The 13503-nt window shown below is 68.8% G+C and carries 12 protein-coding genes; 8 read left to right on the top strand and 4 right to left on the bottom strand.

Annotated features, from left to right (window positions below; translation table 11 throughout):
- Positions 1–51 precede the first annotated feature (51 nt).
- Positions 52–1032: an SDR family NAD(P)-dependent oxidoreductase gene (locus OG300_RS04170; RefSeq protein ID WP_405492305.1), complete on the top strand. Its 981-nt coding sequence runs from the start codon at positions 52–54 to the stop codon at positions 1030–1032.
- 134 nt (positions 1033–1166) lie between these two features.
- On the opposite strand, the gene OG300_RS04165 is transcribed toward OG300_RS04170, so the two are convergent.
- Both OG300_RS04165 and OG300_RS04160 read right to left on the bottom strand, forming a co-directional pair.
- Positions 1167–2786: a hypothetical protein gene (locus tag OG300_RS04165; RefSeq protein WP_405492303.1), complete on the bottom strand. Its 1620-nt coding sequence runs from the start codon at positions 2784–2786 to the stop codon at positions 1167–1169.
- Complete coding sequence (locus tag OG300_RS04160) at positions 2783–4156, bottom strand: MFS transporter (protein ID WP_405492301.1); 1374 nt, start codon at positions 4154–4156, stop codon at positions 2783–2785. The genes OG300_RS04165 and OG300_RS04160 overlap by 4 nt, the downstream gene beginning before the upstream one ends.
- A gap of 143 nt (positions 4157–4299) precedes the next feature.
- Between OG300_RS04160 and OG300_RS04155 the strand changes: the two genes are divergently transcribed.
- Positions 4300–5340 carry a LacI family DNA-binding transcriptional regulator gene (locus OG300_RS04155; protein WP_405492299.1) on the top strand — a complete coding sequence of 347 codons (1041 nt, stop codon included), beginning with the start codon at positions 4300–4302 and terminating at the stop codon, positions 5338–5340.
- On the opposite strand, the gene OG300_RS04150 is transcribed toward OG300_RS04155, so the two are convergent.
- Entirely contained in the window at positions 5310–6650 is a 1341-nt protein-coding gene (locus OG300_RS04150; protein ID WP_405492297.1) for an ABC1 kinase family protein, read from the bottom strand. The two genes, OG300_RS04155 and OG300_RS04150, sit on opposite strands and share 31 nt — an antisense overlap.
- A gap of 186 nt (positions 6651–6836) precedes the next feature.
- Positions 6837–7625 (bottom strand): GntR family transcriptional regulator, encoded by a 789-nt coding sequence (locus OG300_RS04145; RefSeq protein WP_405492295.1) that lies wholly within the window; start codon positions 7623–7625, stop codon positions 6837–6839.
- Positions 7626–7811: 186 nt separating this feature from the next.
- On the opposite strand from OG300_RS04145, the gene OG300_RS04140 reads away from it, so the two are divergent.
- From OG300_RS04140 to OG300_RS04115, 6 genes are all read left to right on the top strand, one after another.
- Complete coding sequence (locus OG300_RS04140) at positions 7812–9206, top strand: ABC1 kinase family protein (RefSeq protein WP_405492293.1); 1395 nt, start codon at positions 7812–7814, stop codon at positions 9204–9206.
- A gap of 110 nt (positions 9207–9316) precedes the next feature.
- On the top strand, positions 9317–10462 hold the full coding sequence (locus tag OG300_RS04135; protein WP_405492291.1) for a TDT family transporter: 1146 nt from the start codon (positions 9317–9319) through the stop codon (positions 10460–10462).
- Positions 10463–10622: 160 nt separating this feature from the next.
- Positions 10623–11198, top strand: a complete 576-nt coding sequence (locus OG300_RS04130; protein ID WP_405492289.1) for an RNA polymerase sigma factor — start codon at positions 10623–10625, stop codon at positions 11196–11198.
- On the top strand, positions 11195–11890 hold the full coding sequence (locus OG300_RS04125; protein ID WP_405492287.1) for a Rieske (2Fe-2S) protein: 696 nt from the start codon (positions 11195–11197) through the stop codon (positions 11888–11890). The genes OG300_RS04130 and OG300_RS04125 overlap by 4 nt, the downstream gene beginning before the upstream one ends.
- Before the next feature lie 75 nt (positions 11891–11965).
- Positions 11966–12460 (top strand): cupredoxin family copper-binding protein, encoded by a 495-nt coding sequence (locus OG300_RS04120; protein ID WP_405492286.1) that lies wholly within the window; start codon positions 11966–11968, stop codon positions 12458–12460.
- Between the two features lie 50 nt (positions 12461–12510).
- Positions 12511–13413 (top strand): metallophosphoesterase family protein, encoded by a 903-nt coding sequence (locus OG300_RS04115; RefSeq protein WP_405498464.1) that lies wholly within the window; start codon positions 12511–12513, stop codon positions 13411–13413.
- Positions 13414–13503 lie beyond the last annotated feature (90 nt).

The following is a 13503-nucleotide window of genomic DNA, read 5'->3' as shown; positions in this document are numbered from 1 at the left end:
GTCCCAGACAGTGTACACTCTGCTATCTCCACCGGAGGAGCGGACGCACAGATGAGAACCTTCCACCCCGAACTCGCGGTGGTGACCGGCGCGGGCAGCGGCATCGGGCGCGGCACCGCCAAGGCGCTCGCGGCCCGGGGCGCCGAGGTCGTGGTCGCCGACATCAACTTCGCGACCGCCAAAGACACCGTGGCACAGATCCGTTCGGCGGGCGGCCGAGCCTCCCCCTACGCCCTGGATGTGGGCGACCCGCTGGCACTGGAGGCCTTCGCCGACTATGTCGCGACCGTGCACGGCGTGCCCGACATCGTGGTCAACAATGCCGGAATCGTGGTCGGCGGACCGTTCTTCGAGATCCGCCCGGCCGATCTGCACCGCATCGCCGAGGTCAATCTCACCGCGGTCGTGCACGGCTGCCGCCTGTTCGGCGCGCAGATGGCCGCCCGCGGTCGCGGCGGACAGCTGGTGAACATCTCCTCGATCGCCGCCTTCACCCCGGTGCGACTGGGCACGCCGTACGCCTTCACGGCGGCCGGGGTGAAGCATTTCAGCGAAACCCTGCGCACCGAACTGGCTTCCGAGGGCATCGGCGTCACCGTGGTCTGCCCCGGCCTGATCGCCACCAATCTGGCCGCCACCGCGGTGCTGGCCACCCTCGGCACCGAGCAGGTCGCCATCACCCGCCAGATCGTGGTGAAGGCGATGACGCTGCTCGGCATGCACCCCGACCGGGCGGGCCACAAGATCGTCGAGGCGGCCGCGCGCAACCGGGCCATGCTGCCGCTGCGCCTGGAATCGTGGCTGGCCTACCGGCTTTCCCGGGCGCTGCCCCGCACCAGCCGCACCCTGATGCGCCTGGCCAGCGGGCCCGAGGTCGAGCGGGTGGTGCGCTTCGTCATCGACCATCCCGGCTTCCTCGGTGTGGCCCGGGAGGCGGCGGAGATCATGCCGCAGCGCAGGGGTCTCCAAACATATTGGGAGCCGCCGGAATACGATGATCCACCACCACCCCCGATTCCACTGAGGAGATGAACCAGATGGCCGAACGCCCGAACGCCGAACCGCCCACCCGGGGCAACCGGGTGATCCTGACCGTCATGGCGCTGGCCATTATCGGCACGCTCATCGCCGCCGCCATGACCTGCGCCGGATGACGACGGCCGCGATCACGACACCGCCGCGCGCGCCGCGTCGCTGAGGGCCCGCAAGGTCGCGGCCAACGCCGGACGGATCGGAACCAGCAGGTCCACATTGCGATCCGCAGGTGTACCCGCCGACTGCGGACCGCCGACCCGGCTCGGCTCGTTGACCGCGAGCTCCCGATGGCAGGACGCGAGATCCCAGAGATCGAGCGCGGCTCCCGGCCGCGCGGGTGCGTCGTGGTCGAGCATCGTCGACCGGATGATCAGCAGATCGTCATCCGAATCCGACTGCGGCAGCGCGATTTCCAGTGCCCGCGTCTGACACGGCCACTCGCACAGGCCCGAGGTGATCAGGTGCCAGAAGCCGCCGCCCGGTCCCGGGTGGGCGACCACGGAATTGCGATGCTCGTGCCCGGCGACCCACAGCACGACATTGCCGAACCGGTGCGCGATTTCCTCGATATCGGCAGCGTGGTAGCGCCTTTCGGCATCCCGCGGCCCCGGCGTGGTGTTGTTCATCATGGTCGGCGCGTGATGCGAGGCCAGCACCACCACCCGGTCCGGGTTCCCGGTGGTCACCTCGCTGCCAGCTACGCCGAGGTAGGACGAGTGCACCTCGGTGAGGCGATCGATCAGCCAATCCCGCTGCCGGGCACCGATACTGCCGGTGACATGCCCGGCGGGGTGGGTCGAGTCGAGCACGATCAGGCGCAGGCCCGGCACGGCGTCGTAGCAGTAGTAGGCGGTGCCGTCGGCGAGATTGGCTGCGCTGAAACCGTGCCCGGGCGGCTGGGTCGGGCTGTCCAGGTGGGCGCGAACGTACTCGGCCGGTGTGATCACGCGCCGGTCCGCGCGCGGCTCCAGCGGTTGGGAAGGCCCCTGCGACAACGCGGTCGGGTCCGCGAGGTATACCTCCATGGGCCGATCGGGCGGTTCGATACCCAGCTCGATCGGCTGCCGATCCCCCGTCACCAGGTCCTGCAACGCGTCGGTGGGCAGTGCGCGACCCTGCACCAGGCAGTCGTGATTGCCGAAGCAACCCAGCCACGGGATGCCCAGACCCGCTGCGGCGAAGGGTTTTCCGGCCGCCGCCAGCAGCCCCGGGATATCGGGGAAACCGTGCTCGAGCTTGTAGACATCGCGCGAATCCGGCTCGGGATTGTAGAACTCGGCCGAGACCGACTGCGCGGGATGGCCTTTCGGATCCCGCACGCCGAAGTTCGGATCGACCTCGGCGTCCCCGTCCAGCAGCGCCAGCAGGGCGGCCAGCTCGTTGGCCTGCGCGCTGTCGATGCTGTCGCCGGTGGTCACCACGAAATCCAGGTCCCCGGCCGCGCGCAGCGTGCGCACCGTCGCCTCGATGGCCTGCAGCAGCAGCGGTTCCTGCGGCCGATACGCCGGGAACATGAACTCCCAGCCCGCGCGGCCCGCCAGCCGGTGCAGGAAGGTCAGCCGTCCCGGCGAGTACGGATCGGCGAGCTGGAAGTCGGTGAGCTGCGCGAAGCGTGCGATGCGACGACCGGGCAGGGCACTGCGGCCGGGCGCGAGATCGGTTCGCAGCAGCTGCTTTTCGCCCACTTCACGATTCAGCCTGCGATAGCGGCCCGACGATTCGGGACGTAGGACGTAATCCTCCGAACTCACGCGATCGGTCCCCGCACCGCGGCCTCGGTCGACAGGCGGGTATGCGCGGCCGCGAGCTCCTCGAGGCTGCGCCCCTTGGTCTCCGGGGCGAGCGTGATCGCGATGATCGACCCGATCGTGCCCGCGCCCACGAACAGCCACAGCACATTGTGCAGCCCCCAGTGCGAGATCAGCGTCGGCAGCCACAGCGTGCCGACGATCGCGCCGATCCGCGAGACGGCGGTGGCCAGGCCGTTGGCGGTGGCGCGCACCGGCGTCGGGAACACCTCGCTCGGGTAGACCAGGTTGACGATGCCGGGGCCCGAGTTCGCGAACAGCACGGCCGCCCCGAGCAGCACCACCAGCCCGGCCAGTCCCGGGCTCGGCCACAGCGCCAGCGCGGTCAGCGCCACCACCATGCCGAGGAATCCGGTGATCAGCAGCGGCCGCCGCCCGACCCGATCCACCAGCGCCACACCGCCGAGCGCGCCCGCCACCCCGACCAGGGCGATGATCAGCGAGCCCGCGTAGGTGCCGGTGGTACTGGTGGTGACCTGCTTGAGGATGGTCGGCGTGTAGAGCGTGATGCCGTAGTAGGACATCGTGTACATGAACCAGAAACCGCAGCAGAAGAAGGTGAACCGCAGCAGCGGCATGGTCAGCAGTGCGCGCCACGGCGAAACCGGCTGTGCCGGTGCGGCTTCGACCGAAGGCAGCTCGACGCCGGGGTCACCGAGTTCGGTGAGCACCGCGCGCGCCTCGGCGGTGCGGCCCTGCGCGGCCAGCCAGCGCGGCGATTCCGGAATGCTGCGCCGCATCCACAGCACGATCAGCGCGAACACCGCGCCCAGCACCAGCATCACCCGCCACATCGCGTCGCCGAGCGGCAGCAGCAGGAGCGCGAACACGTAAGTCGTTGCCGCGCCGACGAACCAGGTCGCGCCGAGGCGGCACATCAGGCTGCCGCGCCGGGCGGCCGGGGCGTATTCGGCCAGCAGCGACGTCGAGATGGTGTAGTCCGCGCCGAGCGCCAGCCCGAGCAGGAAGCGGCACACCAGCAGCTGCCAGGCGTCCTGCGCCAGGGCCGCCAGCAGCGCGAGCACCACGAACCCGATCAGGTTCACCAGGTACATGCGTTTGCGGCCGAGCCGGTCGGTGAGGCGGCCGAAGACCAACGCGCCCACGAACATTCCGACCACAGCGGCCGCGGACAGCGCGCCGACCATCAGGCTCGACAGGTGCCACTGCCTGGTGACGGTGGGCAGCGCGACGGCGATCACGGTGATGTCGAAGCCGTCGAGGAACATGCCCGCCGCCGAGAGCACGGTCACCCGGCGGTGGAAAGCGGTCAGGTCTTGGGAGTCCAGTACTGCGAAGGCATCGCGGGGCACGATGCTCCTTCCGGGGTCGAAGCGGGATTACTCAATCGTTTTAGCAGAGGTAGTGCGGTCGGCCGCCGACGTCGCGGGACTGTCCATCCAGTGTTCAGCCCGAGATCATCGGCGTTCAGTCGATGTTCGCTAAGGTGTTCACCGTGCCATCCGGGAGGGAACCGATCACGCAGCGCGACGTCGCCTCCTCATTGGGCGTCTCGATCTCCGCGGTAAGTCTGGCGTTGGCCGGGCGGCCCGGCGTCGGCGAGGACCTGCGTCGCCGCATCCTCGAGCGGGCCGCCGAACTCGGCTACCGGCCCAACGCCTCGGCGGTCGCGCTGCGCACCAGCCGCACCCGCATCCTGGGACTGCTCATCCGCAACCTGCGCAATCCACACTTCCTCGACGTCATCGACGGCTTCGACGAGACCTGCGCGCGTGCGGGTTACGAGGTGATGGTCGGCTCCTCGCGCTACGACACCACCCGCGAGACCCAGCTGCTCGACGCCTTCCAGGACCGGGCCATCGACGGACTCGCCATCGCCCCGATCGGCACCGGTCCGCAGATCCGCGAACGCTTCTCGGCCACCAACCGCCCGATCGTGCTGCTCGACACCGCCGACCCGCAGCTGCTCACCATGAGCGTGCGCTCCGATCAGGAACGCTCGGTCGACCTGGTGGTGCGCCACCTGCTCGAGCTGGGCCACCGGCACCTGGCCATGGTGGTCGCCCCCACCGACAAATCACCGGATCCCGAACGCCTGCATCACTTCCGGCGCATGGCCGCCGAACTCGGCTTCACCGCCACCGCCCTCACCACCGAACTCAGCGCCGACGCCGCCCGCACCGCACTGCGCACCACCCTGCGTCAGCCCGCCGCGCAACGCCCCACCGCGATCATCACCAACAGCGACTACATCGCGCACACGGTGTATCTCGCGGCCGAGGACCTCGGCCTGGGCATCCCGGCGGACCTGTCGGTCGTCGGTCACGACGACCTGCCCACCTCCGCGAGCCTGCTGCCCGCGCTCACCACCATAGCGGTGGACCGGCGCGAGATCGGCGAGCGGGCCGCCACCCTGCTCATCGACACCCTCGCGGCCGCGCCGGTCGTGCACCCGAATATCGTGCTGCCGGTGGAATTGCGGGTGCGCGCCTCCACCGCGCCGCCTCAGCTGGCCCGCTCGTCCGCCACCGCGTAGCCCGGCAGCCACCGCTCGACCAGACCCAGATACGGGCCCTCGGAGTCCAGCTGGGCGCACACGGCGATGATGCCGCCCAGTACCCGGCCCAGCATCATCAGATCCGGCAGTTCGGGCGGGGTGCGCACCGCGAAGGTGTTGTTGATCGACATGTTCTTCACGTCCATGGCGCGAGTCATGTGCTCCTGCAACAGCCGCCGGTCGATGCGCAGGGTCTCGCCGTGGAACTCCGCGATGATCGGCGCCACCACGTTCTTGATCGGGTCCAGGTCGAGCTCGTGGCCGGGACGCACGAACCCGTTGGCGCGCAAGGTTTCCAGCAGGGTGTCGTAGTCCCCCGCCATGGCGTGCCGGGCCAGCTCGCCCACCACCGGCGGCAGACCGTCGGGCAGGGCGATGGTGGCGCCGAAGTCGATGATCCCCAGGCGGCCGTCCGCCAGCAGCTGATAGTTGCCCGGATGCGGATCGCAGTGCAGATGGCCGACCCGGGCGGGCGTGCTGAGCGCGAACTCGACCAGCAGCACCCCGGCCCGATCCCGCTGTACCGCGGTGCCTTCGGCGATGATTCGGTTGAGCGGGACGGCGTCCATCCATTCGGTCACCATCACCTTGGGTGCGCTGGCGATCACCCGCGGCACGAAGAAGTGCGGGTCACCGGCGAACGCCTTGGCGAAGCGGCGCTGATGCTCGGCCTCGATGCGGTAGTCCAGTTCGTCGGCGGTGCGGTCGACGAACTCGTCGATCAGCGCCCGCACGTTCACGCCCGGCATGAACACCCCGAAGGTCCCCGAAAGCATCTGCAGCAGTTTGAGATCCGACATCAGCGCCGTATCCGCGCCCGGATACTGGATCTTGACCGCGACGACACGGCCGTCCTTCCACACCGCGCGGTGCACCTGCCCGATGCTGGCCGCCGCGATCGGAGTGTCGGAGAATTCGGTGAAGCGCTCGCGCCAGCGGGTGCCGAGCTGTTCGTCGAGCACCCGGTGGGCCTGCGCCGCGGGCATCGGCGGCGCTTGATTCTGCAACTTGGTCAACGCTTCTCGATAGCGGTCGGCGAAGCGCGGCGGCACGGCGGCCTCGGCGACGCTGAGCGCCTGGCCGAGTTTCATGGCCCCGCCCTTGAGTTCACCGAGCACCTGGAAGACCTGTTCGGCGGCCCGGTCGATGAGCTCCTCGTCGATGGCGCCGCGATCCGCGCCGGTCATGATGGCCTTGCCGGTGGCGGTCATGCGCCGGGCCACGATGCCCATCGGCAGGGCCGCCAATTTCGCCGATCGGGCCAGACCGGTTCGCCTCTTGCCTGCCATGGTGGTCCTCGATTCCGTAGGGCCGCCGAATGCGGCATGCCCACACGGGCACAGCTAGAACCTAAATTGTCTCAGACACATAGTCAAACTATCTGCGCCACAACAGAAAAGATCCCGGCCCGCACCAACGATGCGAACCGGGATCCAGCTCCCCGGGGCAAACTCGTTCGGGCGATCGCTCGCCCGTCAGGCAGTGGCGCTGCGCATCTCCCGCGAGTCAGCGATCGCCGAATCGGATGCGAGACCGACCAATTCGGCGAAGCGCGCCCGCACCTTCTCGTGATACATCGCGAAAAGGTCTTCGAACAGCGACATCTGGGCGTCCGTCGGCCCCGACTCGGACTCCCACACCGCCAGCAGCGCCCGCCACACCAGCACGTGCAGATCCGCCGAGACCGAGAAGTAGGCCTCCACCGCCTCGGGCACCTCGAACAGCAGCTCCCCCACCGAGTTCAGCACCGCACGCTGCATGGTGTGGCCGAGCTCGGTGAGCACCGTGCGCACCAGCTCCACCTCGAGCTCGAGCATGCGGGCGTGGTCGGGTTCGACACCGCGCGCCTCGGACTCGAGCTCGTCGACCAGCGCCACCAACGGCGTGGGATCGGCGTCGCGGGCGGCATCGGTGTAGTCGAGCAGGGCCTCGAGCACGATGGCCCGCTCTGCGGCAACCACATTGCCGAACATCTCCGCCGCCAGCTCCGGGTCGGGCATGGACAAGCGGAACAGCCGCCGGTACACGTCCACGCCACCGGCGCGGCGCACATCCCGCACGGTGAACCCGCGTCCCCGGTGGGCGTCCACGAAGCCGTAGGACTCCAATCGACCCAGCACCAGTTGCGCCGTCGCACGATTCATCTCGAATTCCTCGGCGACCTGGCGAACCGACGGCATCAGGTCACCCGGGACGTACTCTCCGGCCGCTACGCGACGAGCAAGCTCGTCCGCCACATCGGCGACGACCGTCTGGGCACCCATCACGTCACCTTTCGACAACTATCGGATACGTCCCAGACAGTTTAAGCTCTCCTATGCCAAACTGCACGTGCACGCACTGTGGCGGTCGGCATATCCTGGCGACGATGGACCGCGCACACAACGAGGTGAGCTATGTCGATTCGGCGGAGCAGTAGACGATCAGGGGAACACGGGGGAAAGCCACCGGTGCGCACGGCCGTGCGCAATGCCAAGATCGCCAGTCTCCCAGTCGCATTCGCGGGACGGCAGGCCGCCGGAGTCGGCAAGCGGGCACTCGGGAAGTCCGCCGAGGAGGTCGGTCTGGAGATCCAGATGCGGACGGCCCAGCACATTTTCGAGGTGCTCGGCGAGCTCAAGGGCTGTGCGACCAAACTGGGACAGCTCCTCTCGCTCTACGAACTGGGGCTGCCGAACGAGCTCGCCCAGCCCTACCGGGCCGCATTGACCCAGCTCCAGGACTCGGCGCCGATCATGCTGCCCGCCACCGTGCACACGGCGATGGCCGAGGCGATGGGCCCGAACTGGCGGCGGCACTTCCTCGACTTCGACGATCGCCGGGCCGCGGGCGCGTCCATCGGGCAGGTGCACCGGGCGGTGTGGCACGACGGGCGCGCGGTCGCGGTCAAGGTCATGTACCCGGGCGGACGCGACGCGGTGCTCAACGACCTGCAGCAGCTGCGCCGGGTCTCGGTGCTGGCCGGGGTGTTCGCGCCGGGCACCGACGTGCCCGCGGTCACCGAGGCGCTGTGCGAGTGCGTCGCCGAGGAACTCGACTACGCCGCCGAGGCCGATCATCAGCGTGCCTTCGCCGCCGCCTACGCCGACGACCCGGACTTCGTGGTGCCCGGGGTGATCACCCAGCGCGGTGACGTGATCGTCACCGAATGGCTCACCGGCACACCGGTTTCGCGTCTCATCGACTCGGGAGCGCCGGAGGAGCGCAGCCGGGTCGGCATGCTGATCCTGCGCTTCCTGGTCTCGACCTGGTCGCGCACCGGACTGCTGTACTGCGATCCGCACCCCGGCAATTTCCGGATCCTGCCCGACGGGCGGCTCGGCGTGATCGACTTCGGCGCGTGCGTGCTGTGGCCCGCCGCGGGCTTCGAGGAACTCATGGTCGACCTGCTCGACGCCGCGCTCAACGGCGATCCGGGCGAGCTGGACGAGGCGGCCCGCCGCCACAGCATCGTCGACCCCGCGCGCACCTACGACGTGCAGGCCCTCGCCGACGCCATGGACATGGTCTGCGAACCGCTGACCCAGCCCACCTTCCGGCTCACCACCGCCTGGCTGCGGGCGCGGGTGCGCCACGTGCTGGCCCCGCGGCTGTCGAACGTGCACCGGCAACTCGGCTTGCCCGCCTACATCACCCCGTTCTCCCGCGGCTTCCTGACCGCCCTCGCTGTCCTGTGCCAGCTCGAGACCGAAGGACCATTGCGCGACGAACTCGCCGGGTGGGCACCGGGATTGGCGAAGGTCTTCGAACGCTACGACCAGCGCAGCGGCCAGCCCACCGACCTCTCGGTCGCCCGCCAACTACGCGCCGCACCCGTGCCGCGCCGCTTTTCCGTGGTGAGCTGACCGGGGATCGACCTCATAGCGTCATTCATGGCCGGGTCATAGAACCAGTCTATGCATCCATCGAATTACGGTCTCTACCGGCGGAAATCGTCCGGGGCGAGAGTGGATACATGACCACCTTGACCTTCCGCCACAGCCAGGACACCGCAGCCGCCGCTCCTCGGCAGAGCGCGCCCACGGTGGCGGGCGAGGCCCGGGAGCCCCTGCGGCACCTGGCCCCCAACTGGTTCGCCGTGGTGATGGGCACCGGCATCATCGCCAATGCCGCCGCCACCCTGCCCCTGCAGTTTCCCGGCCTGCGCGGCGCGGCCACCGCGGTCTGGGCGTTGGCCGCACTGATCCTGACCGTGCTCGCCGTGGCCTGGTTCCAGCACTGGCGGCGCTACCCCGAAGAGGCTCGCGCCCACGGCATGCACCCGGTGATGATGCAGTTCTACGGTGCCGCACCCATGGCCCTGCTCACCGTCGGCGCGGGCACCCTGATGCTCGGCAAGGACGTGATCGGGCTCGGTGCCGCGGTGGCCGTGGACTGGGTGTTGTGGTCGGCCGGAACAGTTCTCGGCCTGGTGACCGCTGCGAGCATTCCCTACCGCATGATCACCCGGCACCGCTTCGACGCCGATTCGGCCTTCGGCGGCTGGCTGATGCCCGTCGTGCCCCCCATGGTGTCGGCCGCGCTCGGCGCACTGCTGGTCCCCCACACTCCCGCCGGGCAGCCCCGGCTGACCCTGTTCGTGGCCTGCCTGGCCATGTTCGGACTGAGCCTGATCGCCGCGCTGGCCACCACCACCCTGATCTGGTCGCGGCTGCTGCATCACGGCCTGCCTCCCGTCGGCATGGTCGCCACCGTCTGGCTGGTGCTCGGTCCCCTCGGGCAGTCGGTGACCGCCGCCGCGCTGCTGGCCAATGTCGCCCCCAGCGTGCTGCCCCACACCGAAGCCTCCGGCATGCAGGTGTTCTCGATGCTCTACGGCGTGCCCGTCTGGGGATTCGCGATGCTGTGGCTGGCCCTGGCCGTCGCGGTGACCGCTCACGCTCGAAAGTCCATGCCCTTCAACCTGACCTGGTGGGGTTTCACCTTCCCCCTCGGCACCTGCGTCACCGCCAGCAGCGGGCTCTACGTCCACACCGGGGCCGACCTGTTCGCCGTCGCCGCCGTGGCCCTCTACGCCCTGCTGGTCGCCGCCTGGGCCGTGGTCGCCACCAGGACCGTGCGCGGACTGATCAGCGGCGAGCTGCTCGGCGCTGCGCGCTAGCACCGGTCACTGTGACGGGGCGTGCCAATCCGGCACGCCCCACCTGCGCGTTCATGCCAGACCGGACGGTTGATACTTCCGAAAGGGCTGCACTGTAACCCCATCCGCTATCTACTGACAGGCGTGAACACGCGTCGGTGCATACGGAAAGCAGCGGTTCATGGTGCGACGGGCGGAATCCGAGCGCCGGCCGGAGACGGTCGTGGGTTCCGGCACGGGTCGGGAGTTGCGGCTGGTGTCCGGTGAAGGCGGTTACCCGAACTGGGAGGCGGTATATCGGGACAATGTCACCTGGGTGTACGCGCTGTTGTTCGGCAAGGTCGGCAATCGGCCCGATGCCGAGGACCTCACCACCGAGGTGTTCATGGCGGCGATGAAGCCGCTGCGGCTCACTGCCACCGTCCCCGAGGTGCGGGCGTATCTGCGGGCCACCGCGCGCACCACCCTGGCGGCGCACTGGCGGGCCCGGATGGGGCGGGAGATCACCGTCATCGAGGGCGATATCGCCGACGAGCCGCCCCCCGAATACCCCGACAACCAGGCCGAGGCCCGCGCCAAGGCGGTCCTCGACGAGCTTCCCGACCGATATCGGCGGATCCTGGAACTGCGGTTCCTACAGGGTCTGTCGGTGAAGGAGTCGGCGCAGGACCTGGGTGTGACAGTGTCGAATGCGAAGGTGATGCAGCATCGGGCGTTGCAGATGGCGGCCCAGCTGAGCGAGCGAGGTGTGCGGTGAGCGGGCGCGAGGTACGGCGTTACGTCGACGATCTACTGGCGGGCAAGCGGCCCAAGGACTTTCGGCCCGACGAGACCGACGCCGAGGAGATGCGCACGGCCATCGAGCTGCGGGCCGCGCGGATGGGCAGCGATACCCCGAGCGAGGACTTCCTGAGCGGCCTGCAGCGCAAGCTGGCCGACGAAATGGACGGCGACACAGCCGAATCCCCGCCGCGGATCGGCGCACCGCGTCGGCGTCAGGTGCTGATCGGCACCTCTGCGGCGGCCGCGGCGGCCATCGGCGGGGCGGTGGTGGAACGGGCCGTCACCGGAACCCGCGAGGTCTCCCCCGCCCCGGCCGCACAGGCTCCGCTGGCGCCCAACACCGGTTCGTGGCGGCCGATCGCGCGCGCCTCGGATCTGCCCGAGGGCTCGACCGTCGCCTTCGATGTCGGCACACTGAACGGATTCGTGCGGCGCGACAAGGGAATTCCGGTCGCGGTGTCGGGAGTGTGCACCCATCAGGGCTGCAAGCTGTGGCTCGACGCACCCGCCGAACGGCTGCGCTGCCCGTGCCACTCCACCTCGTTCTCGGTGGAGGGAGCGGTGGTGACGCATCAGCTGCCCATCGCGCCCGCGCCGCTGCCGACCCTTCAGGTGCGCGAAAACAACGGCACCATAGAGGTTTTCGCGCCCACCGAACCCGCCTGATGTAACCCGGGCCCCTATCTAAGGATGACCGTTCGCAGCAGCGGACGGACCCGTCCCGGATGGAGGCCCGGACCCATGAGACCTACCCGCAGCCGACGGCACACCGCCGTCGTCCTGACCGCCGCCGCGGCAGCGCTGCTGACCGTGAGCGCGTGCAGCAGCGGCGGCAAAGCCCCCGACGCGGCCGCGCCCAGCATCGTGTTCGCCTCGGGCACCGCCACTCCCGGGCTGGTGCCCAATGGCAGCGCACCGGCCATGCCCGGCATGTCGATGCCCGCCACCAGTGCGGCGGCATCGGCCACCGCGGCGGCGCCCGCCGCCCCGAACGCCGTGAACATCGACAATTTCGCGTTCGGACCGACGACCCTGACCGTCAAGGTCGGGACCACCGTCACCTGGACCAACAAGGACGAGGAGCCGCACACGGTGGTCTCCACCGACGGCGCCTTCCGTTCGCCGACCCTCGGCAACAACGCGACCTACACCTTCACGTTCACGAAGGCGGGCAGCTTCGCCTACGTGTGCTCGATTCATCCGTTCATGCACGCGACCGTGGTGGTGACCCAGTGAACCGCGAACCCAGGCTCGAGGACGAAGAAGTGTCCGGCGACCCGCAGCAGATGACCCGGCGACAGCTAATGCGGCACAGCGCCTGGTTCGGCGCGGCGGTCGGGCTCGCGGTGGTGGGCGGTGAGGTGGTCTCGCACATCGCGGGCACCGCCGCCGCCGACTCCGCGCGGCCGACGCTGCGGTTCGCGCAGGTCAGCGACAGTCACATCGGCTTCACCGGGACGGCCAACACGAGTGTGACCGATACCTTCACCGAGGCCATCTCGCAGGTGAATTCGCTCGGGTACACGCCGGATTTCGTGATCCACACCGGTGATCTGACGCATCTGGCGACCGCCGAGCAGTTCGATCAGGTGGATCAGATGATGCAGGGGTTCAAGACCCCGCACGTGTTCACCGTTCCGGGGGAACATGATTCGAGCGATGACAACGGCCAGCGATACCGGTCGGTCTTCGGCAATGGGACGCGTGGCGACGGCTGGTACAGCTTCGACATCGCGGGCGTGCACCTGATCGGTCTGGTCAATACGCTCAACCTCAAGGATCTCGGACATCTCGGGCAGGATCAGCTGGATTTCATCCAGAAGGACGTGGCCGGATTGTCCAGTGACACACCGATTGTCGTGTTCAGTCACATCCCCCTGTTCGCCATGTACCCCCAATGGGGCTGGGGCACAGACGATGCGACGCAGGCTCTCAGCTACCTCAAAAGGTTCTCGTCCGTCACCTGCTTGAATGGTCATGTGCACCAGCTGTTCACGAAGACCGAGGGCAACGTGACCTTCTACAGCGGAACCACCACGGCGTACCCGCTGCCGAAACCCGGTGACGGGCCCGCTCCCAAGCCGGTCACACTGCCCGCGGGCAAGCTGCACGACGCGCTCGGAATCCGCGAGGTGACGTATCAGAAGGGTCAACAGCAGCTGGCTATCAAGGATCAAACCTTGAAATGACCGGAGCCGAACGGCGTGTCGCCCCGTGCGTCTCACATTCGTGTCATTTCTCCTGGCCGACCGGCCGCGAGAAGATCGAAAAGGCAGGGT

Source organism: Nocardia sp. NBC_00511 (genome assembly GCF_045161165.1).
Taxonomy (GTDB): Bacteria; Actinomycetota; Actinomycetes; order Mycobacteriales; family Mycobacteriaceae; genus Nocardia.
Note: the sequence above shows the minus strand (reverse complement) of the source record. Positions and strands in the feature narration are given on the sequence as shown.

Bases quoted from the DNA above. Each gene is read 5' to 3' on its own strand.
- OG300_RS04170 (WP_405492305.1), top strand. From the start codon at position 52: ATGAGAACCTTCCACCCCGAACTCGCGGTGGTGACCGGCGCGGGCAGC.
- OG300_RS04130 (WP_405492289.1), top strand. From the start codon at position 10,623: ATGGTGCGACGGGCGGAATCCGAGCGCCGGCCGGAGACGGTCGTGGGT.
- OG300_RS04120 (WP_405492286.1), top strand. From the start codon at position 11,966: ATGAGACCTACCCGCAGCCGACGGCACACCGCCGTCGTCCTGACCGCC.
- OG300_RS04115 (WP_405498464.1), top strand. From the start codon at position 12,511: ATGACCCGGCGACAGCTAATGCGGCACAGCGCCTGGTTCGGCGCGGCG.
- OG300_RS04150 (WP_405492297.1), bottom strand. From the start codon at position 6,650: ATGGCAGGCAAGAGGCGAACCGGTCTGGCCCGATCGGCGAAATTGGCG.
- OG300_RS04145 (WP_405492295.1), bottom strand. From the start codon at position 7,625: ATGGGTGCCCAGACGGTCGTCGCCGATGTGGCGGACGAGCTTGCTCGT.
- OG300_RS04135 (WP_405492291.1), top strand. From the start codon at position 9,317: ATGACCACCTTGACCTTCCGCCACAGCCAGGACACCGCAGCCGCCGCT.